Below are 19,461 nucleotides of genomic sequence, written 5' to 3' on the forward strand. Positions count from 1 at the left end.
CGCTGACCGCGGCAGACAACGCGGGGGGTCGCGCATCGTCGTGTGTCTAATCGTTCGTTCCTCGCGTTCGCCGGGGCGGATCTTGGCTCGTAGTCTGCTCGGTCGCGGCCCGTTCCTCAGCCAATACCCGCTCGGTCAGCGCTGCCATCTTTCGACGCGCGACTCGCAGCCTGCTGTTGAGCGTGTTCACGTTGACGTGAAGCGCCTCCGCGGCCTCGTTGACGGTGACTCCTTCGATTTCGTCGAGGATATAGATCTCGCGTTGTTCGTGCTCCAACTCGTCCAACATGCTCAACAGCAGGGCGCGGGCATCATACCTCGAACGTGGTTCGTGGACGTTCGAATCCTGGGCGTTGTCGAGTGCGTGGGCCTTGCGTTGGCGACGTATGAGCTGCCGATGGTGTGATTTCGCGCAGCGCGACGCGATTCCAAATAGCCAAGCCTTTACCGATATATTGAGCTCTTTGCGGTCAGCGAGTCGACGAGCCGCCATCACGAAGACATCTTGGGCGACGTCGTCCAAGTCAGACTCGCGCACTCCGAGATGGACGAGGCACCGCCAAACAAAGCTAAAATGTTCACGATAGATGCCCGCTAATTCATCATCGGCGTCTTCGTCGCTGTCATCCGCTCGGGTCTGCTCGAATTCGGCGATTGTGAGCATCACCCGACAAAAATCCCAGGCGACGTCCGTCAAGCTCGCATACGCGGATTTTGCCACCCAGAAGACCACCCGAACATCGAGCAGCGTCGGCATCTCGTCGCGGCGTTGATTGAGATTTGCGACCGCCGACGTACGACGCGTGCGGCCGGTGATATCTGTGACCAGTCGATCCAGACCGACGACAAACAGCACGTCGGCCGCGGCGCTGGTGTCGACCATTCGTTGAACCAGATCTTGGCGGTCGTCGGCGCGCTGAAGCTCCATGGTCGAGACACGCAGGCCCGCCGCCCGCGCCCGCTCCGCCAAGCTCTCGCGCATATCGTTGGCCAGCACAGGATCGGCGTGAGTCGCCATCGCCATTCCGAAGCGTGGGCCCGGTCGAGTCAAGAACCGGAAGAGCCGTTCAATCTCGGCGTCATCATGCGCGGCCACCGAAGCGGGAGCGTCCCGCTTCGGCCCCTCGTACTTCACCGCAACGTCGGTCATCCCGGACTCCGAGCCTCGCGCAGCGCCTCGAGGAATAGCTCGTCGGCTCGAACGCCGGGGTGGACATCCCACCATTCTATTCCGTCATAAGGCAAGATACATGAGTTCTTCAGCATCCGTCGATCCTGATCGGTGTCGAGGATTCGATGGGACTTATGGATCTCGACCGCACGTGCGAAGTCACTGGGTCGCAGCGTCGATGTGCGGCGACCACCCAACCAACGCCCAGCGTTCTCGATATCGGTGACCTCGACCTTGTCGGGCTCGACGTTTTCGACCGCCCGCCGCGCGATCATCATTATATCCCCGATGTGCCCGCCGGACCAATGGGCCAACGCGTGGATGCAAGCCGAAGGGTCGGTGAATACGGCGTCCAGCGCCATGCGGTGCTGCAACAGTTGTGCGATGGCGTTGGCAGCCTCTGGGCGGACGATGTCGGGCGCGTCGCCAGGAAAGCGGACGGGCAGCACCGGCATGTTGATGCACGTGAACGCTCGGCTCGCGGGGGTTGTATACGGCGAGTATTCGCAGCTCGGGTTGAAGAACAGCAGCGCGTTAGTCCGCAGCTGACGAAATTCCGGAGCTCGTGCGAGCAGCGCTCCATCCACCAGCGCCGGGTTCATCTTTTCGAGGTCGTCGAACACGACGCAGAGCTTAGACCTGCGAGGCGCGAGCGCTTTGTGAACCGCATCGAGCAGCAGGTTCAACCGTCGGACCAACGCGGCCGGGTCCCGTTCGGTCCGCCGTCGGATCTCGCGACGGTACTCGTTGTCGGACTTCAACGCGGCGGTCACCTTGGCCGCAAACGCAGCGAGAAACGGAACCGATACCCCAGCGTCGGCGGAGACCTCGAGACTGCCGAGGATCTGCTCGCTGTGTGTCGCAATCAGGATCTCGTCGGCAAACCAGCCCCGGACGGCCTCGAGATGCTCGCCCGCGACTTCTAGCTGGAGGCCGCCGAGTTCACGAATGATCGCTTCGGCGACGACCAGCATCAGATCGGAGAATACGAAGTCACCTTGATCAAATGCCTCGAGCGAACGGATGTAGACCGGCGTGAGTCCGTCGCGGGCGAGCTCGGCCAGCGCGCTGCGTGCGAGCGTCGTCTTTCCCACGCCCGCATGCCCCATGAGTCCGACGTGAACAAACTCGGGGCGCCCGGCGCCAGACGACAGGTGCTTCTTCAGTTTGTGCGCGACCCCGTAGTGCTCGCGCGGCACCAGGCGCTCGAGATCGGCAAACCATGGATCGCCTGGGCGCACGACCGCGAAGGGATCCAGCGTCCAGTACGCCTCCGACGCGTTCCTCGCCTGAATGAGCCGGCTCATGCGACACCAGTCTACCCCTGTTCGCTTCTGTGGCCGAGGAGCACCCCTGTTCGGGCGTGGGGCGCCATGCGCGCTGGCGACGTGAACCGTTCTGACGTTGCACTCCAGCGAGCGGGGCGCCCGCAGACGCCGCGGGGCTGACGAGCTCTCAGCCGCAGCGCCCGCTCAGGTTTTGGTGGCCAACACCGACAAGAACTAGATCTGTGGCCGGGTGCTACTGGCGAGGAGCCCGCGGCGCAAACCTGGGTGCGATTCTCGTGCAGAGTCACCGCGGAAGGTCCCGGCGTTGGCAGTTCGAGGATCTCGCCTCGGCGTCTGCCCCAAGACGGTTTGAGCTGTGTTCGCCGGGTGCTCGCGGCTCTGCTCGATCCCGAGACTGGCATCGAGCTGATCGAACCGGCCCCGGGCAATCCGCAGCACGGACGCGTCGAGCTGCCGAACGCGGGATGCTCGATCATCCCGCCGCCGGGCTTTGTGTTCGTCTCGCGCGAGGTCATGCCAATGGCACCGAGCCTTGCCAGCTTTGTGCGGGTGGGTATCGAGCCCGAGCCCGACGCGATGGTCGATGTTTGGCGGGTCGACGAGTCCGTCCAAGATGCCGGGCAGCTGCGGGCCTTCGCCGACCAGACGGCGCGCGGGTGGGCCAACGAAGGGGCGCAGGACGTCGAGGTCGAGAGCCGGGCCCTCGCGGACGCGCCCCATGCAGCGGCGGTGCGCTGCGAGATCAGCTTCACCGTTCAGGGGCGTTCGCGTCGCTGCCTCTGTTGCTGGTTCATCGCGGCAGACAACGCGGTGACCCGCATCGCTGTGTCGTTTCCTGGGCAGGTGCCATTCGTAGAGTGGGAGTCGCTCCTGAGCGCCGTCGTGAACTCGTGGCAGCCGCTGAAGCCGACGGAGCCCGAGCCCTCCGCGCGCGGGCCCTGGTGGCGGCGGTTGGTGTCCCGCTGAGCCGCGGGCGTGCCCAGTTCACGGTGACGCGGACGGGAGTCGGCGCCAGGCAGGATCGGTATCGGACCACGCGGGATCGCCCGATTCAGGCCCCGGACTCGGGGGTCCATCGATCAGCTCGACCCGGAGTCGCGTGAACTCGCCAAGCTCACCGCGCGTGTTTTGGACAACCGCGAGCGCGTTCGCATCGGGAGACCACGCGACCCACTTCGCACCCTCAAACCCGCGGCCCGAGCTGAGTCCGACCCCGTAGTCCGAGGGCGAGACCGCGTCGAAGTGCCAGTACGAATATGCGAATCGACCACCCAGGGGCGACCACTCGATCGAGCGCACTCCATACGCAGGACTCGAGGCCTCGCGGAAGTTGGCGCCATTTGGGTCGACTCGATAGATCGCGCTGTACACATCTTCGGCGCTGCGCCCAGCCGAGATAAAGGCGATCGTCGAGCCGTCGGGCGACCACTTGGGGCCCGTGTCCGAGGGCAGCGAGGAGGCGTTGGGTGGGTCGGGATCGATGCGCACAGCCTCGCCGGTCTGGGCATCGACGACATACAGCGCGCTGTTCGAGTCGTGCTCCGGCCACAGTCCCGCGACCACCAGCCGCGCGCCGTCGGGGGCCCACGAGAACGACGTGACGTGACCTGTCCCGACGCGCCGCTCGGCTTGGGTCTCGACGTCGATGATCCGCAGCTCGTTCCCGTCCGCCTGCCTGCGCAAAAACCCGAGCTCGAGCCCGACCGGTGACCACGCTGGGCTCGCGCCTTGGGTGAGCGCTCGCGCCTCGCCGACCTCGGGATCGAACAGCTGGATCTGCTCGAGATCGTCGTCGTCGAGCCGCCGCCAGTAGGCCAACAGCCGGCCGTTGGGCGACCAACAAAGACCGCCGATCTGGGCGCCGACCGGCTCAGGAGGCAGCAGCGCCACATCGCGTGATCCTGGTGTGAACCCGCGCAATTGCTGCTGGAGCTCGCCGTCGTAGTGCGTGCGAACGAACGCGATCTCGACATTGGCGGGATCGATGATCGCGTCTGGGCCACAGCCGATCAGCGCCAACACCAGGCCCGCGTGTGAACTTATTCGCAAGTGGGCACCTGCACGATCCGATCTTGCGCGACGCACCGCGCCGTGAGGCCGATCGTCCCGCGCCCGGCAAGCTCCCGCGGGCGCTGGACCACCTCGTGGGCTCAGGGTGGGCCCGGAATCACGAGCTCGATCTCTTGAATCGTAGGCTCGCCCATCTTCGCGATCTTCATCTTTGGCCCAATGAGGATCGTGCCCGGCAGCGAGATGCTGAACGAGCCGCCGCCTTGGTCGACACCAAAGGGGTACCACACGTCCTGCAAGTCGCTGCGCACGACGAGGCCCTTGTGGTTGTAGTTGTTGGTCCACGCCTGCACGTCAGCCAATGTGGCAGGAGAGCCATCGGCCCCCTCGCTGACGTAGGTCAGCGTCATCAGGCCTTGGGAATCGTAAGTGTCAAACAGACCCGCGACCGCGGGTGCCAGCGCCTGGCAAGAGCCTCACCAGAGGGCTACGTATTCGAAATATATAGCTTCATGGCAAAAGTCGTAGAGGCGAACGTTCTCACCAAACTGATCCTGAAGGGTCCAATCGGGCATGATCGTGCCCGCGTAGATGCCACCGGGTGACCAGCCGTTTGGAACGATGTCGTCTTGGCAGCAGCCGATGTCCCAGCCGCCCATGTAGGGGCTGGGGACGTTGCAGCCGACCGGCTCGCTGGTCTCGCCCGTATCGCCATCGCCGTCGCCCGGGTCGCCATCGCCGTCGCCCGTGTCGGCATCGCCATCGCCGGTCGTGTCATCGGCCACACCGTCGAGCGACCCGCCGTTGCCGTCATCCGATTCGCAGCCGATGAGCGTGAGCGATGCAGACAAACCGATCAGAGCCACGGAAGAAAATGTACGGCGCATGACCGTCTATCGTTCCCAGAAACCGGCAAAAATAGCAACCAGAATTGTGAGAACTGCCAAAAACCCCTCGGCCGGACTGAAAAGGGCCTCACAGGCCCCGCGCGGATCTGTTACCTCAGCCCCGTGCCAACCCCCACCGAAGTCATCGAGCAGTTCTACACCGCCTTCGCCAAGCAAGACGCGGAGGGGATGGTCGCTTGCTACCACCCGAAGGTGACCTTCTCGGACCCGGTGTTCGTGGGCCTCGATGCGCGCGAGGCCTGCGGGATGTGGCGGATGTTGTGCGAGCGGGCTCAGGACTTCTCGCTGGAGTTCTCAAACGTGAAGGCCGAGGGCGATCGTGGCTCGGCCCACTGGGAGGCCCACTACACGTTCTCGACGACCGGCCGGCATGTGCACAACGTGATCGACGCGGAGTTTCGCTTCGCGGATGGCAAGATCATCGAGCACCGAGACCAGTTCGACTTTCATCGCTGGTCCCGGCAGGCGCTTGGGATGCCGGGGCTGCTCTTGGGGTGGACTTCCGTGATCCGCAACAAAGTTCGGGGGCAGGCTCGCAAGGGGCTCGAGAACTATCTGCAGAAGCATTCGGGGTAGGGGCCGTCACGCCAGCGGCCAGCGGCGCAGCGCCTCGGCGAATTCGAAGAAGCGCTCGCGGCGAAGATCCGCGCTGCGAAACACCAAGCGAAAGTGATCGCGCAGCAGCTCGACGCTGCGCAGGAGCTGGACCAGTGAGCCGTTGGCGAGGTCGGCCCGGACCATGTACTCGGGGAGCACCGCGACGCCCTCGCCCGCGATCACGCGGCGCCGGATCGCCTCGCCAACCCCGAGGTAGCGGTGGCTCTCGAACCGCATCGCGCCGCGCAGGCCAGGGGCGTCGCGCAGGTAGCGATACAGCGGCAGCTCGGCGTCGACGTCGAGGAGGCGGTGGCGGTTGGCGTCGCGGCGGCGGCGAAACGGGGTGTGCTCGACCAACGAGGCAGCGGCGACGAACACGTAGTTCTCTTCGAACAGCACCTCGCCCTCGAAGCTTGGATCTGGCAGCCGCGCCGAGGTCACGACGCAGTCGAGGGTGCCGTCGCCAAGCCGCGCGAGCAGGTCGGGGCCCGAGCCGAAATACAGGTTGGCGCGCAGCTGGGGGAGCACGCGCTCGAGCTCGGGCAGCAGCGGGAGCAACCATGACAGGCCCAGCTCGAAGCGGGTCCCGACCGTGAGCGAGAGCGGGGTCCCGAGCTCGCCGCGGACGATCCTCGCGCACTCGCCCGCCTCGACCAGGATCTTGCGCGCTTGGGGCAGCAACGCCTGGCCCTCCGTGGTCAGCCGGACCGAACGGGTCGTGCGCAAGAACAACGCCGCGCCGAGCTGATCCTCGAGCTGCTTGATCCGCTGGCCAAACGCCGCAGGCGTGAGCGCGACCAGCTTGGCCGCTGCGCGAAAGTTCTCGGTCCGCGCCGCGGCCTCGAAGCAGCGCAGATTCTCGATTGATGGCAGCGCCTCCACGCGATCAATTATGAAGCGTAGCCTTACGCAACGGAACCGATTATTCCGTTAGCGAAGTTTGCTGCCATGGTGAGGCAGTCTCCGAAGGCGTTCGCAAGCGGGCGAGAAGCCCTCGCCCGAGCTGAAAACAGTTCGCTGCCATGGTGAGGCAGTCTCCGAAGGCGTTCGCAAGCGGGCGAGAAGCCCTCGCCCGAGCTGAAAACAGTTCGCTGCCATGGTGAGGCAGTCTCCGAAGGCGTTCGCAAGCGGGCGAGAAGCCCTCGCCCGAGCTGATCACAGTCGCAAGCGAGCGGGAGGATGGAACGCGGCGACGTGCTACTCGGCGACGAAGCCAGCGGCCTTGTGCGAGCCGTCGCAAAACGGCTTGTTGTTCGAGGCCCCGCAGCGGCACAGCGCGTGCCGGGTGCCCCGCCAGGCCACGCGCCCGGCCCCGGTGACGATCGTGAAGCTGCCGTTGACGAGCAGCGGGCCGTTGGGGACGCGCTTGACCTCGAGCGGACCGCCCTCGGTGATCGAGGCGTCACCCGTGGAGCCGACGGCGCCCGCGTCGTGAAAGGGCTCGACCCCGTCGCTGGCCGCACGGTGGCTGTTGTCGCAAAACGGCTTGTTGGCCGAGCGACCGCAGCGGCACAGGGCGGCGCGGAACCGGACGCCGCCCATGTCCTGCGCGGCGCCGGCGATCTGCAGATCGCCGGTGAAGTACAGCGGCCCATCGTTGGAGACGACGACTTGGTTTCGCGCGGGGGCGCGCTCGACCTCGCCGCCGTCCTTGCGCAGGTAGGTCAGCGCGCCGGTTGGGCAGCGCTCGCACACCTCGGCGACCTCGGCGGCCGAGCCGGCGACGTTGGGATCACACCAAGGATCGCGGCCACCCGTGAACAGCGGACCGTCGGCGCGCCCGCACTCACCCACGTGAATGCACAGCCGCTTGTCCCAGCTGACATCAACGTGGTCACCCGGGTACTCGAAAATATTCGACTTGTCCGACATGGACGCAGCATACCTCAATCGCCCGACTCAATCGTCGCTGGGTTCGGGGTTGGCACGCGCGAGCGTGGCCACGACGGCGTCGCGCAGGCCGGCTTCGGTCTGCTGCTCGGCGACGGCGTCGACCCGGATCCCGAGGGCTTCGATCGCGTCGGCGGTCACGGGCCCGATCGCGATGACCTTGGCCCGCGCGAGGTGAGCCCGGGCCCGCGCGTTCCCGAACGCCTCGCCCGTGGTCTCGAGAAAGTGCCGCGCCGTGCGTCCGCTGGCGAAGCAGATCGCGTCGTAGCCCTCGCCGCCCTCGTCCACCGGCTGCAGCGAGGCGAGCAGCAGGTTGGGCACGGTCGGGCGCACGGTCTGGTAGCCGACGACTAGCTCGAGCTGTCCGCCGGCCTTGGCGATCGCCTGACCGAGCAGCTCGCGGCCCTCGTCGGCGCGGATCTGCAGCCACGCGCGGCCGAGCGCGCCGTGGTCTCGCAGCGCGTTGATCAGGCCCTCGGCGCGGGCGCGGGCGGGCACGATGTCGGGGCGAAGGCCTCGCTCGATCAGGCGCTCGGCCGTTCCGGTGCCGATCGCGGCGACCAGCTTGCCGGCGAAGATCCGCACGTCGAGCTGCGCGCGGGCGAGCGCGTCGAACAGGGCCTCGACGCCGTTCGGGCTCGACACGATCACGCCCGCGAAGTCCGGTCCCGCGCCGTCTTGCGTGGCGCCGCGGGGCGCGAACGATTGCAGCGCCCGATCGAGGGCGGCCTGCTGCTCGGCGGGGGCCGGCCCGAAGTCCAAGCAAGGAAACACGACCGCGTCGGCGCCCTCGGCCGCGAGCAGGTTGACCAGGCCACCAGCTTGGCGCGCGGCTCGGGTCACGACCACGCGACGGCCAAACAGCGGGCGCTGCTCGAACCATTGGATCCGCTCGCGCAGCGCGACCACGTCACCCACAACCATCACCGCGGGCGCCCGGATCGCCGCGGCCGCGATCCGATCCGCGATGTCCCCAAGCGTGCCAACTACGGTCTGTTGGATCCCGCGGGTTCCCCAGCGGACCACCGCGGCGGGCGTGCTGGGGTCGCGGCCGGCGTCGACCAGCCGCTGCGCGTTGGTCCGCGCGTTCTTGACGCTCATCATCAAGACCAAGGTCCCGGCGCTGTTGGCCAGGTGGTTCCAAGCGACGGTGAGCCCGGCCTTCTCGTAGGCTTCGTAGCCCGACACGAAGCTGACCGAGGGCGTGTGGTCGCGATGTGTGATCGGGATCCCGGCCGCCTGCGGAGCGGCGATCGGCGACGACACACCGGGCACGAACTCGAACTTCACCTGGTGCTGCGCGAGGTACTGGGCCTCCTCGGCGCCGCGACCAAACATCATGGGGTCGCCACCTTTGAGCCGCACGACGTAGCGCCCGGCCTTGGCCCGCGCGACCATGAGCAGGTTGACCTGGGCCTGATCGAGCTTCGGGGCGCCGGGCGCCACGTGCTGACCGCGGACGCGCTGCAGGACCTCGGTGTGGGAGGGGCAGTGGAGCAGCACGGCCGGGTTGACGAGGTAGTCGACGATCACCACGTCGGCCCGCGCGAGTCGGTCCCGCGCGGCCAGCGTGAGTAGCTCGGGATCCCACGGACCCGCGCCAACCAGCGAGACGAAGCCCTCAGTCACGCGCTGCCCCGCGGGTGGGGTGTCGGACGTCGGGTTTGGGTCGAGTGGGTCGGGGTGAGCAGGGTTGGTCGGAGTGGCACTCATGCACGTTCGCGCAGGTGGGGGGAGGTGGCTCGCCTGCGCGCAGAGTAGCGGGTGTCACCCGCATTTGGATAGCGGACTGCGTGGGGCTTGTGTGCGATAGCCGGTGTACTCTGGCCCGGGCCAACTTGCAGGGTCGAGGGCAGCAACCTACGCGGAGGCGGGCAGCGTGAGCTTCGCGCTCGATGGCTATCAGACGCCGCGACTGCTGCGCTCGTCACCGTCAACCAAGGTCTACGCGGCGATCCGCGAGCACGATCAGCGCCGCGTCGTCGCCAAGATCTACGAGCTCGCGGGCGACGAGGGCCTCGAGGCTCGGGTCGAGCATGAGTTTCGGCTGATCCATGATCTCGAAGTCGAGGGGGTCGTGCGGGCGCTGGCGCTCGAGCGCGCGGGCACGAAGATCGCGGTGGTGCTCGAGTGGTGCGAGGGCGTGAACCTCGAGCAGTTCTGCGCGGGGCGGCCGTTGGCGCTCGATGTATTCTTCGAGATCGCCCTGCAGCTCACGCGCTCGCTGGCCGCCGTGCATGCGCAGCGGGTGATCCACCGTGACATCAAGCCAACCAACATTCTGATCGACCCCGAGACGCGGGTGGTCTCGATCGCCGACTTCGGGATCTCGGTGCTGCTCGAGAGCGAGCGTCAGCGCATCAACGATCCAGCGGTGGTCGCTGGCACGCTGCCGTTTGTCTCGCCCGAGCAGACCGGTCGCACCCGCCGCGAGGTCGACTTTCGCAGCGACCTGTACTCGCTTGGCGTCACCTTCTACGAGATGTTGACGGCGCGCCGCCCGTTCGAGGCCCGCTCGCCGCTCGAGCTGATCCACGCCCACCTCGCCCGCCGCCCCGAGGCGCCGCACTGGGTCCGCGCCGAGATCCCGGCGCCGCTGTCGGCGATCGTGATGAAGCTGCTCGAGAAGGCGCCGGAGCGGCGCTACCAGTCGGCGCAGGGTCTGCGCGCCGATCTCGTCCGGCTCGACACGGCGCTGCGCGAGGGTCGTGGGCTCGAGCACTTCGAGCTGGGGCTCGACGACGTGCCGATGACCTTGCAGCTGCCGCACCGGCTCTACGGTCGCAGCGTCGAGGTCGAGCTGCTGATTCGAGAATACCGGCGGATCGCGACGGGCGAGCCACGCTTCGTGCTGATCAGCGGGCCGGCTGGGATCGGCAAGTCCGCCCTGATCGCCCAGCTCACCGAGCCGGTCATGGGGCGCCAAGGGTTCTTGGCCCGGGGAAAATTCGATCGTGAACAGAGCGACAAGCCCTACGCCGGCTTTGTGGTCGCGCTGACCGATCTGGTCGAGCAGCTGCTGACCGAGACCGACGAGCAGCTGCAGCACTGGCGGCAAGAGATCCTGAGCGCGCTGGACTCGCTGGCGCCGGCGATGTGTGAGCTGGTCCCCAAGCTGCGCATGGTCGTGGGTCCAACCCCGACGATGGTCGATGTTGGCCCGGCCGAAGCGCACAACCGGACGGCGCTGGCGTGCGCGCGGTTGATCTCGGTGTTCGCTCGCGCGGAGCACCCGCTCGCGCTCGCGCTCGACGACGTTCACTGGGCCGATCGTGCCAGCTGCGAGCTGCTCGCGGCGCTGCTCGCCGAGCCCCGCGGCGCGCTGTTGGTGTTGGCGACGATCCGGTTCGACGAGCTGACGGGCGGCCACCCGCTGCGCGAAGTCATCGACACCTGCGAGGCCGAGCGCGACCAGATCTTGTGGCTCGACCTTGGCCCGCTCGGGCGCCGGGAGATCGCGGCCATGGTCGGCGACTCGCTGGCCCGCAGCCCCGACGACGTCGCCTCGCTCGCGGCCTTGATCGGGCGCAAGGCCAATCAAAACCCGTTCTTCATTCGCCAGTTTCTCGCGCACCTCGTCGACCTGAATTTGTTGCGGGCCACCGCCGAAGGCTGGGCTTGGGATGAGCAGGCGATCGAGCTCGCCGGGATCCCCGACGATCTGCTCGAGATGATGACCGAGAAGCTCGGGCGCCTCGACGAGGGGCCGCGCGAGCTGTTGACGGTGGCGGCGGTGATCGGCACCCGCTTTGATGTTGCGACCCTCGAGTTCACGGCGGGCACCAAGCACCTTGGCCGCGGGCTGGTGCGCCTGGTTGAAGAGGGCCTGCTCACGGCGGTCGGCGCAAGCCGCTACGCGTTCACCCACGACCGGATCCGCGAGGTCGCCTACACCATGGTCTCGCTCGAGCGTCGCTGCACGCTGCACCGCGAGATCGGTCAGTTTCGGCTCGATCGGGTCGGCCTCAACGATCTGGCTGACGCGGTGTTCGATCTCGTCGACCACCTGGATCTCGGCTGCGGCTTGATCCCGCTGTCCGACGAAGATCCGGCCGCGGCCTCGGCTCGGGCCGAGCGGTCGCTCGCCGCGATGGACGAGTTTGCCCGCGACAACCTGGCCGAGCTCAACGCGCTCGCGGGCTACAAGGCGCTCAACGGCGGCGCGGCCTCGACCGCGGCGAGCTACCTCGACGCTGGCGTCAAATTGCTCGAGCGCGCGGGGGTGTTCCCGGAGCCGGGCGATCCAGGGCACACGCTGCGGCTGGCGCTCGAGCTCGGGCTCGCGCAGGCGCTGGCGTTGTGTGGCCAGCGCGAGCGATCGGAGCGACGCTTCGAGGCCCTGCTGCGGCGCCGGGTCGAGCCGTCGGACTACGGGCGGATCGTGTCCAAGCGGATCGAGGTTCACGTCTTGGCCAGCGATCGCCGGACGGCGCTGGCGGCCGGGCTCGCGGGTCTGCGCGCGCTCGGCTACGAGTTCGAGACCTCGCGGGGCAAGCTCGAGGCCGGGGCTGGATTGCTGCGGCAGCTGCCGAATTTGCGGCCCAAGCAGCTGCGCGAGCTGATCAACCGGCCGCGGGCCGACGCACCCAAGGCCAAAGCTGCGATGAGCATCCTGATGATGCTTGGAACCGTCGCCCACGTGGTCGACCGCAAGATCCACGTGGTGTTGGTTGCGACCCACGTGCAGCTGTTGCTGACCCATGGTCGCCACACGTCGGGGCCGCTGGCGCTGACCCAGCTCGGCTTGCTGGTCTCGGTCGCGCAGCGAGATCTAGCCCTCGAGATCCTGGCGATCGCGCAGGAGCTCGCCGAGCTCGAGGGCCCGGCCGCGATGCGGCATCGGATGGACATGCTCCGGTCGCTGGTCGTGAGCTGGCGGTCCGCGTACCCCGACGTGCTGCCGCCGATGCGCGACGCGGGGGCGCGTGCGTTCGAGGCCGGCGATCTCGAGTTTGCTGGGTACGCGACCTCGATGCAGCCTTCGTTGAGCTTCGCTAGCGGGCTGCATCTGCGCGCGCTCGAGCGCGCGACCGAGGTCGCGGTCCACCGCCTGCAGCAGTGGAACGCCCGGGCACTGGTGCCGCCGCCGATGGCATACCTCGACTTTGCGCGCTTGATGCTCTCGGGTGACGAAGAGCTGCTGGCGTTGCCCGATCCGCTTGGGCTCGAGTCGATCTCGAGGACCCCCGAGTTTGCGCGCGGGCGGCTGTCGGTCGTCAAGCTGCAAGCGCAATTGTTCTTCTTGTTTGGGCGCCACCGCGAAGCCATGGCCTCGCTCGACGCCCATGAGCGCGAGCTCGACAGCGACAGCTTGGCCGCGTGGGAGGTGGGCTCGTACCTCCAAGTTCGTGGGCTGTTGGCGGCGGTCTTGTATCCCCGGGCAGGTCGGGTCGAGCGCGTGCGCTTGATGTGGATCCTCGAGCGCTGTCACCGTCGGCTGCGGCGCTACGTGGTCGAGGGAACCGTGGGCTTCGAGGCCGACGCGCTGCTGCTCGAGGCCGAGCTCGTGGCGATCCGCGGGCCGATCATGCGGGCGTTCGAGCTGTTTCGGCGGGCGCGACACAAGGCCGCGTCACAGCGCGCGCTGATGACCGAAGCGATCGCGCTCGAGCGGATGGCCGCGCACGCGCGCGCGCGCGGGCTCGAGGAGCTCGCGCTTGGACCGCTACGTGACGCTCGCGCGCGCTATCACTATTGGGGCGCGTTCACGAAGGTCGCGGCGCTCGAGCGACGCTGGCCGGCGTTGACGCGCGACGACGCCAGCGGCGAGCGCGGCTACGAGGTCGGCGAGCGAACGGGCGAGGGGAGCGGAACCTGGAAGGGGCGTGGCTCGAGCGGGCGGACCGGGTCGAGGCTCGGCGACTCGACCGGGACGCTCCGCCAGACTGGCAGCGGGAGCGGCTCAACGTCCGCGCACGCCCTCGACATGGCCACGATCCTGAAGACCGCGGCGGCGATCTCTGCGGAGATTCGGCTCGACGAGGTCATTGGCCGGGTCATGGCGCTCGCGCTGGAGAACGCTGGCGCGGATCGGGGCGCTCTGTTGTTGCGGGTTGAAGGGCGCACGGCGCTGGTCGCCCTGTGCTCGGCCGAGCAGCCGCTCGAGAGCTTCTTGCGTGATCCCGTGCCGCTCACAGAGGTGGGCAGCCGCGCGCCGCTGTCGCTGCTGCACTTCGTCGAGCGCACCCGTGAGCCCGCGATCTTCGACGACATCGCCACGGATCTGCGCTTTGCCAGCGATCCCTACGTGGACCACCAGCGCGTGCGATCGGTCTTGTGTCTGCCGATCCTCAAGCAGGGGGAGTACGTCGGGCTGCTGTACCTCGAGAACAAGCTCAGCCCCAGGAGCTTCACGCAGGATCGCCTGCAGGTGCTCGAGCTGTTGGTGACCCAGGCCGCGAGCGCGCTGGAGAACGCGCGGCTGTACGAGCAGCTGCGGGCGAGCGAGGTCCGCTGGCGCTCGCTGGTCGAGGGCCTGCCCGACGTGGTGATGCTCGTGGACCGAGCGGGACGCGTCGAATTTCTCAACCACACGGATCACGTCGAGCGCGTCGCCAAGCAGGGCGTCGGCGAGTCCGACCGCCGCGCGAATCGGCTCGCGGGTGAGTTCATCGATCCGGCCTACCTGCCGCAGCTGCGCACGGCGATGGCCGAGGTCATCCGCGACGCCGAGCACCGCGAGCTCGAGCTGCGCGCGCACTTTCTCAGCGGCGAGTCGCGCTGGTACACCGCCCGGCTCGCGCCGATCGTCGTCGACGGCCGGGTGGATCGAGTCATCGCGGTTGGGACCGACATCAGCGCGCGGCGTGAGGCGGAGGCGAGCCACGCCAAGCTCGAGGCCGTGCTGCGCCAGCAACAAAGGCTCGAGTCGATCGGGACCCTGGCCAGCGGCGTCGCCCACGAGATCAACAACCCCGTGCAGGGGATCATGAACTACGCCGAGCTCATCGCCAGCGCGGAGGATGTCAGCGACATGACCCGCGAGTTCGCCGAAGAGATCGGTCATGAGTCGCAGCGCGTTGCGACGATCGTTCGGAACTTGCTGGCGTTCTCACGCCAAGAGGGCGATCGGGCCGCGACCCCGGCCAAGCTCGCGGATGTCGTTGAAGGCACGCTGTCGCTGATCCGCACAGTGTTGCGCAAGGATCAGATCGCGCTGCACATCGAGATCCCCGACACGCTGCCAACCGTGGACTGCCGGGTCCAGCAGATCCAGCAGGTGATCATGAACTTGGTCACCAACGCGCGCGACGCCGTCAGCGGACGCTGGCCGGACTACCACGAGAAGCGGCGCATCGAGATCTTGGGATCGGCCTTCCAGCGCGACGGACAGGGGTGGGTGCGGTTGACGGTCACCGACACGGGGGGCGGCGTACCCGAGGATGTCGTGGCGCGGATCTTTGATCCGTTCTTCACGACGAAGGGGCGCGATCAAGGGACGGGGCTGGGGCTGGCGGTTAGCCATGGGATCGTCGCGGAGCACGGGGGGGAGCTGCGGCTCGAGAATGAGCCCGGGGTCTCGGCGAGCTTCCACCTAGAACTCCCCACAAAGACTATTTAGCCCAAAGCCTGCCCGACTCGGTCCGTACTCGGCTTCGCCTCCGTGCGGATCGACACCCTCGCTTCGCTCGGGCCCAAGGTCGGGTTTGGCTTTGGGAACGCTTCGCTCTCTTTTGCTAATTTGGGTTTTGCCTGCGGGGGGCAGTGGGAGTAGGAGGAGCAGGCCCAAGGTCGGGTTTGGCTTTGGGAACGCTTCGCTCTCTTTTGCTAATTTGGGTTTTGCCTGCGGGGGGGCAGCGGCAGTAGGAGGAGCAGAGGGAGGGCTAGGAAGATGAGGAGAGGGGTGGGGGATATTGGGGTGGTGGTGCAGGTGCAGGGGGAAGAGGGGGCTGGTTGAGGGGGGGCGAAGGAGCAGTCTTCGTTTGGGACGAAGGGGCGGGTCGGGGTGCGGGGGGTTGCGTGCCACTCGACGACGACGGTGTCTTCGAGCTCGCCCAGTTGGGCGCGGACGATCGCTTGGCGGTGTTGAGGGTGGTCGGGCGGGGGCTGACAGCGGGTGTCGACGCTGGCGTACTCGCGGGTCCTGGCGTGGTTGCGCAGCGAGCCGGGGGTGATCGCCAGCGCGCCCTCGGTGACGCTCCACTCGATGGGGGCGGCGTGGAGGCGGTGGCCGGCGGCGTCGCGGACGTCGGCGAACAGGTGGGTGTCGACGTGGAGCAGGTCGAGGCTCGCGGCGTCGTGGATCGTTGCGGCGATCAGCGGGGGCGAGTTCAGGGTGTCACCGCTTGGCAGGGTTGCGCGAATGTGGCCGCTCGCCCCTGGCGCGAGGCGGACGGCGAGCTCGCCGGGGGCGAGGTGCTCGGACGCGAGGGTGGCGATGCCAGCGCCGATCCCCCGGAGCTTCACCTCGGGCGCGGTCCAGTAGACGGTGCCCTTGGCGTTGCTCATGCGCATCAGGGGTACGTCGATCTGGTTGGCGAAGACCCGGCGTGCGGTGTCGTCGGGCTCGAGCAGATCAGCGGCTTCGCCTCCCGGTGGCAGGCCTTCGACCTGCAGGCCAAACCCGGCGTCCTGTGCCAGCGCCAGCGCGCGCAGCTGCCACTCGTCGAAGCCAAGCTGCATGTGCGCGGTGCTGTCGACAATCGCGAAGCTCAGCCGCTCTGCACGCTCGCCGCACGCGCTTGGCGTCAGGGCCCAGATGAACTTGGATTTGACCTCGCCGATGCCTTCGAAGCGCAGACAGCCGTCCGCGTCGAGCCAGCCGGGGCCTGTCACGGTCTCGCTGAAACAGCCACGGAACTGGGCGCGATCTTCGATCCACTCGCTCTCCGCCATCACGATCTGGGGGCAGATCCGCGAGCCAAACAGGATCTGATCGCCGCTGTGAAGCTCGATCAGCGGGTCGACCAAGGGGTCGAGGTCAAACTTCAGATAGCCAAATTCACCCTCGTGGTGACAGGCGAGCGACGCGAGCAGCGACGACAGCAGCACGGTTTGCACACGCGTACGCACAAACTCACGCTAGCTGTGTTCGCGAGGTGGGCTCGCGCCGAGCTTGCGCGATGGTTGCGGGAGTGTCTTCAGCTTGGGCGAGGGCTTCTCGGCCGGTTGCGGACGCCCTGGGCAGCGAACTCATTGTTCGCTAGATTCCGCCAGGGCGCGCGGCACAGCACACTGCAATGCAACTCTCTTCCGCATCCAGGCGAGTCATCGTTGTCGGCGCGGGCCATGCTGGGCTCGAGGCCGCGTTCGCTGCAGCGCGCGTTGGGGTGCCGGTCACGGTTGTCACGGGCACCCGCGCGACGATCGGGCAGACGCCCTGCAACCCCAGCGTGGGGGGTGTCGCCAAGGGCCACCTCGTTCATGAGATCCATGCGCTCGGTGGGTTCATGGGTCGGGCCGCAGATGCCTGCGCCATCCATGGGCGGGTGCTCAACCTCAGCAAGGGTCCAGCCGTCCACGCGACCCGGCTTCAGGTCGACAAGCTTCGCTACGGTCAATACGCGCAAGCCAGCCTGCTCGGGCACCCGGGCATCACCACGATCGAGGGTCTGGTCGAGGCGGTGTGCATCGATGACGGCGGCCGCGTGCGAGCGGTGCGGCTGGCGGACGGCAGCGAGCTCGAGGCGGCGGCGGTGGTGATCACCACGGGCACCTTTCTTGGCGGGGTGCTGCACACGGGCGCGAGTCAGACCCCCGGCGGTCGCGTGGGTGAAGCGCCAGCCACCGCGCTCTCGCAGCAGCTGCGCAGCCTGGGGTTTCGCTTGGTCCGGCTCAAGACCGGCACGCCGCCCCGGCTCGCGCCGCAGGGCATCGATTGGGCTGCGCTCGAGCCCCAGGGCAGCGACGATCCCTTCCCGCGCTTTTGTGCAGCAGACGAGCCCGACGCGCCCGCGCGGCTGCCCGAGGTTCACTGCCACATCACGTACACGAACGAGGCGGTGCACGAGCTGATCCGGGCCCACCTGCACGAGTCGCCCATGTACTCGGGGCAGATCGAGGGCATCGGACCGCGCTACTGCCCCTCGCTCGAGGACAAGGTCGTGCGCTTCGCCGACAAGTCGCGCCACCAGATCTTTCTCGAGCCCGAGGGGCTCGACGCCGACGCGCTGATCTACCCCAACGGGATCTCGACCAGCTTGCCGGCCGCGGTGCAGGCCGCGTTCGTGCGCGCGATCCCGGGGCTCGAGCACGCGCGGGTGGTTCGGCCCGGCTACGCGGTCGAGTACGACGCCGTCGACGCCCGCGCGCTCACCCATGAGCTGGCCAGCAAAGATCACCAGGGCGTGTACTTTGCCGGGCAGATCAACGGGACCTCGGGCTACGAAGAGGCCGGCATTCAGGGTCTGCTAGCGGGTGCCAACGCGGCGCTGTGGCTGCGCGAGCGAGCGCCGCTGCGCATCGCTCGGGACCAGGGCTACGCCGGCGTGCTCGTGGATGATCTGGTCACCCAAGGTTGCGACGAGCCGTACCGCATGTTCACGTCGCGGGCCGAGTACCGCTTGTTGCTGCGCGAGGACAACGCCGACGCGCGGCTCAGCGACCTGGCCCACGCGCATGGGTTGCTCGAAGATCATCGCCACGAGCAAGTCATGCGCCGGCTCGAGCAGGTCGAGCAGGCGCTGGCTGAGCTCGCTAAGCCCGGGGCCAAGTCCGGGACCCAGGCCAGCGGATCGCAGCTCCCCGCGTGGATCGTCGCCAAGGCCCGCGCGCGCCAGACCTACGCCGGATATCTAGATCGCCAGCGCCGCGAGGTCGCGCGCCTGCGTGGTGAGGGGGGCAACATTCAGCTGCCGCTCGACATCGACTACTTCGCGCTCGACGGGCTCACCCGCGAGGCGGCCGAGCGCCTGGCCCAGGTCCGACCCACCGACACCCATCAAGCCGCCCGGATCCCCGGCATCACACCCGCGGCGCTGTCATGCGTCTGGGCCCACGCCCGCATCCTGAATCGCCGCGCCTCGGCCCGCGGCGCTGCACAGCAGTAGCGCTACCGTATTGAATGGAGCCGGCCGGGGGTAAAGGTTACGACCTGGAACGCTTGATCAGATCCGCCAGCAGCATCTCGTCGAGGTCCGACAGCTCGGTGAAGCGGATCGCAATTCCGCGCTGACGCCCGCCATCCGCGAGGCCCGAGCGGACGACCTCGGCGTCGAGCATGAGCGGGTTGCGATCGCTCCCGCGGTTGAACGAGACCGTGACGGGTGCACCGATCGGCAGCGGACGATTGGTGCGGACAAATGCCCCATGCGTCGAGAGGTCGATCGTGCGCGACATCAGCATGTAGTGGTGCTCAGGCGCGTGCAGCTTGATCTCGATGGCTACCGAGATTCGCGGACGCGTTCGACGATCGGCTCCCGTTGATTGCTCGGTCACGGCGGCTTCCACGGTAGAGCTATAACACTTTCGGTCTGCCAGGAAAAACGGTTAGATGGATGAATCCGGCACTTTTGGGTCGGATGGACAGGGTGTCGCACACCCCATGAGTAGATTCCTGGCTCGCGTATTATGCGCTAAATCTGGGTCGTTTCGAGCGGCAATCCCGGTGGATATTCGTGAGTGTGAGCTAAACACCCGACGTCCGCGGATATAGCGC

14 protein-coding genes are annotated in these 19,461 nt (G+C 67.5%); 4 read left to right on the forward strand and 10 right to left on the reverse strand.

Going from position 1 to position 19,461, the window contains the following annotated elements; genetic code table 11:
* Positions 1 to 46: 46 nt before the first annotated feature.
* Both DB30_RS00605 and DB30_RS00610 read right to left on the reverse strand, forming a co-directional pair.
* Positions 47 to 1,150: an RNA polymerase sigma factor gene (locus DB30_RS00605; protein ID WP_052545963.1), complete on the reverse strand. Its 1,104-nt coding sequence runs from the start codon at positions 1,148 to 1,150 to the stop codon at positions 47 to 49.
* Positions 1,147 to 2,370 (reverse strand): AAA family ATPase, encoded by a 1,224-nt coding sequence (locus DB30_RS00610; protein WP_165703564.1) that lies wholly within the window; start codon positions 2,368 to 2,370, stop codon positions 1,147 to 1,149. The genes DB30_RS00605 and DB30_RS00610 overlap by 4 nt, the downstream gene beginning before the upstream one ends.
* 456 nt (positions 2,371 to 2,826) lie before the next feature.
* Here DB30_RS00610 and DB30_RS00615 point away from each other — a divergent pair, with 456 nt between their 5' ends.
* Positions 2,827 to 3,426, forward strand: a complete 600-nt coding sequence (locus DB30_RS00615) for a hypothetical protein (RefSeq protein WP_052545965.1) — start codon at positions 2,827 to 2,829, stop codon at positions 3,424 to 3,426.
* Between the two features lie 18 nt (positions 3,427 to 3,444).
* Here DB30_RS00615 and DB30_RS00620 read toward each other — a convergent pair whose 3' ends face one another.
* The 3 genes from DB30_RS00620 to DB30_RS00630 all read right to left on the reverse strand — a co-directional run bounded on the left by DB30_RS00620 (position 3,445) and on the right by DB30_RS00630 (position 5,336).
* Positions 3,445 to 4,509, reverse strand: a complete 1,065-nt coding sequence (locus DB30_RS00620; RefSeq protein WP_165703565.1) for a TolB family protein — start codon at positions 4,507 to 4,509, stop codon at positions 3,445 to 3,447.
* Positions 4,510 to 4,610: 101 nt separating this feature from the next.
* Positions 4,611 to 4,880, reverse strand: a complete 270-nt coding sequence (locus tag DB30_RS00625) for a hypothetical protein (protein ID WP_052545967.1) — start codon at positions 4,878 to 4,880, stop codon at positions 4,611 to 4,613.
* A 66-nt stretch (positions 4,881 to 4,946) separates the two neighbouring features.
* Positions 4,947 to 5,336 carry a hypothetical protein gene (locus DB30_RS00630; RefSeq protein ID WP_052545968.1) on the reverse strand — a complete coding sequence of 130 codons (390 nt, stop codon included), beginning with the start codon at positions 5,334 to 5,336 and terminating at the stop codon, positions 4,947 to 4,949.
* A gap of 144 nt (positions 5,337 to 5,480) precedes the next feature.
* On the opposite strand from DB30_RS00630, the gene DB30_RS00635 reads away from it, so the two are divergent.
* The gene (locus DB30_RS00635) at positions 5,481 to 5,954 is read left to right on the forward strand and encodes a nuclear transport factor 2 family protein (RefSeq protein WP_052545969.1); all 474 of its coding nucleotides are present in this window, start codon (positions 5,481 to 5,483) and stop codon (positions 5,952 to 5,954) included.
* Positions 5,955 to 5,960: 6 nt separating this feature from the next.
* Here the strand turns inward: DB30_RS00635 and DB30_RS00640 are convergent, their stop codons facing one another.
* The 3 genes from DB30_RS00640 to cobA all read right to left on the reverse strand — a co-directional run bounded on the left by DB30_RS00640 (position 5,961) and on the right by cobA (position 9,494).
* A complete protein-coding gene (locus DB30_RS00640) occupies positions 5,961 to 6,857 on the reverse strand; it encodes a LysR family transcriptional regulator (RefSeq protein WP_240480132.1) in 897 nt (298 codons plus the stop codon).
* A 315-nt stretch (positions 6,858 to 7,172) separates the two neighbouring features.
* Positions 7,173 to 7,847, reverse strand: coding sequence for a CDGSH iron-sulfur domain-containing protein (locus DB30_RS00645; protein WP_052545970.1), 675 nt, complete (start codon positions 7,845 to 7,847; stop codon positions 7,173 to 7,175).
* Between the two features lie 27 nt (positions 7,848 to 7,874).
* Complete coding sequence (gene cobA / locus DB30_RS00650; RefSeq protein WP_052545971.1) at positions 7,875 to 9,494, reverse strand: uroporphyrinogen-III C-methyltransferase; 1,620 nt, start codon at positions 9,492 to 9,494, stop codon at positions 7,875 to 7,877.
* 250 nt (positions 9,495 to 9,744) lie between these two features.
* Between cobA and DB30_RS00655 the strand changes: the two genes are divergently transcribed.
* Entirely contained in the window at positions 9,745 to 15,426 is a 5,682-nt protein-coding gene (locus tag DB30_RS00655; RefSeq protein ID WP_052545972.1) for a trifunctional serine/threonine-protein kinase/ATP-binding protein/sensor histidine kinase, read from the forward strand.
* A 206-nt stretch (positions 15,427 to 15,632) separates the two neighbouring features.
* Here the strand turns inward: DB30_RS00655 and DB30_RS00660 are convergent, their stop codons facing one another.
* Positions 15,633 to 16,877, reverse strand: coding sequence for a hypothetical protein (locus tag DB30_RS00660; RefSeq protein ID WP_146657750.1), 1,245 nt, complete (start codon positions 16,875 to 16,877; stop codon positions 15,633 to 15,635).
* A 167-nt stretch (positions 16,878 to 17,044) separates the two neighbouring features.
* Here DB30_RS00660 and mnmG point away from each other — a divergent pair, with 167 nt between their 5' ends.
* Positions 17,045 to 18,853, forward strand: a complete 1,809-nt coding sequence (gene mnmG, locus DB30_RS00665; protein ID WP_052545974.1) for a tRNA uridine-5-carboxymethylaminomethyl(34) synthesis enzyme MnmG — start codon at positions 17,045 to 17,047, stop codon at positions 18,851 to 18,853.
* 37 nt (positions 18,854 to 18,890) lie between these two features.
* On the opposite strand, the gene DB30_RS00670 is transcribed toward mnmG, so the two are convergent.
* A complete protein-coding gene (locus tag DB30_RS00670; RefSeq protein WP_165703566.1) occupies positions 18,891 to 19,241 on the reverse strand; it encodes a PilZ domain-containing protein in 351 nt (116 codons plus the stop codon).
* Between the last annotated feature and the right edge of the window lie 220 nt (positions 19,242 to 19,461).

It is taken from the genome of Enhygromyxa salina, assembly GCF_000737335.2.
Classification (GTDB): Bacteria; Myxococcota_A; Polyangia; order Nannocystales; family Nannocystaceae; genus Plesiocystis; species Plesiocystis salina_C.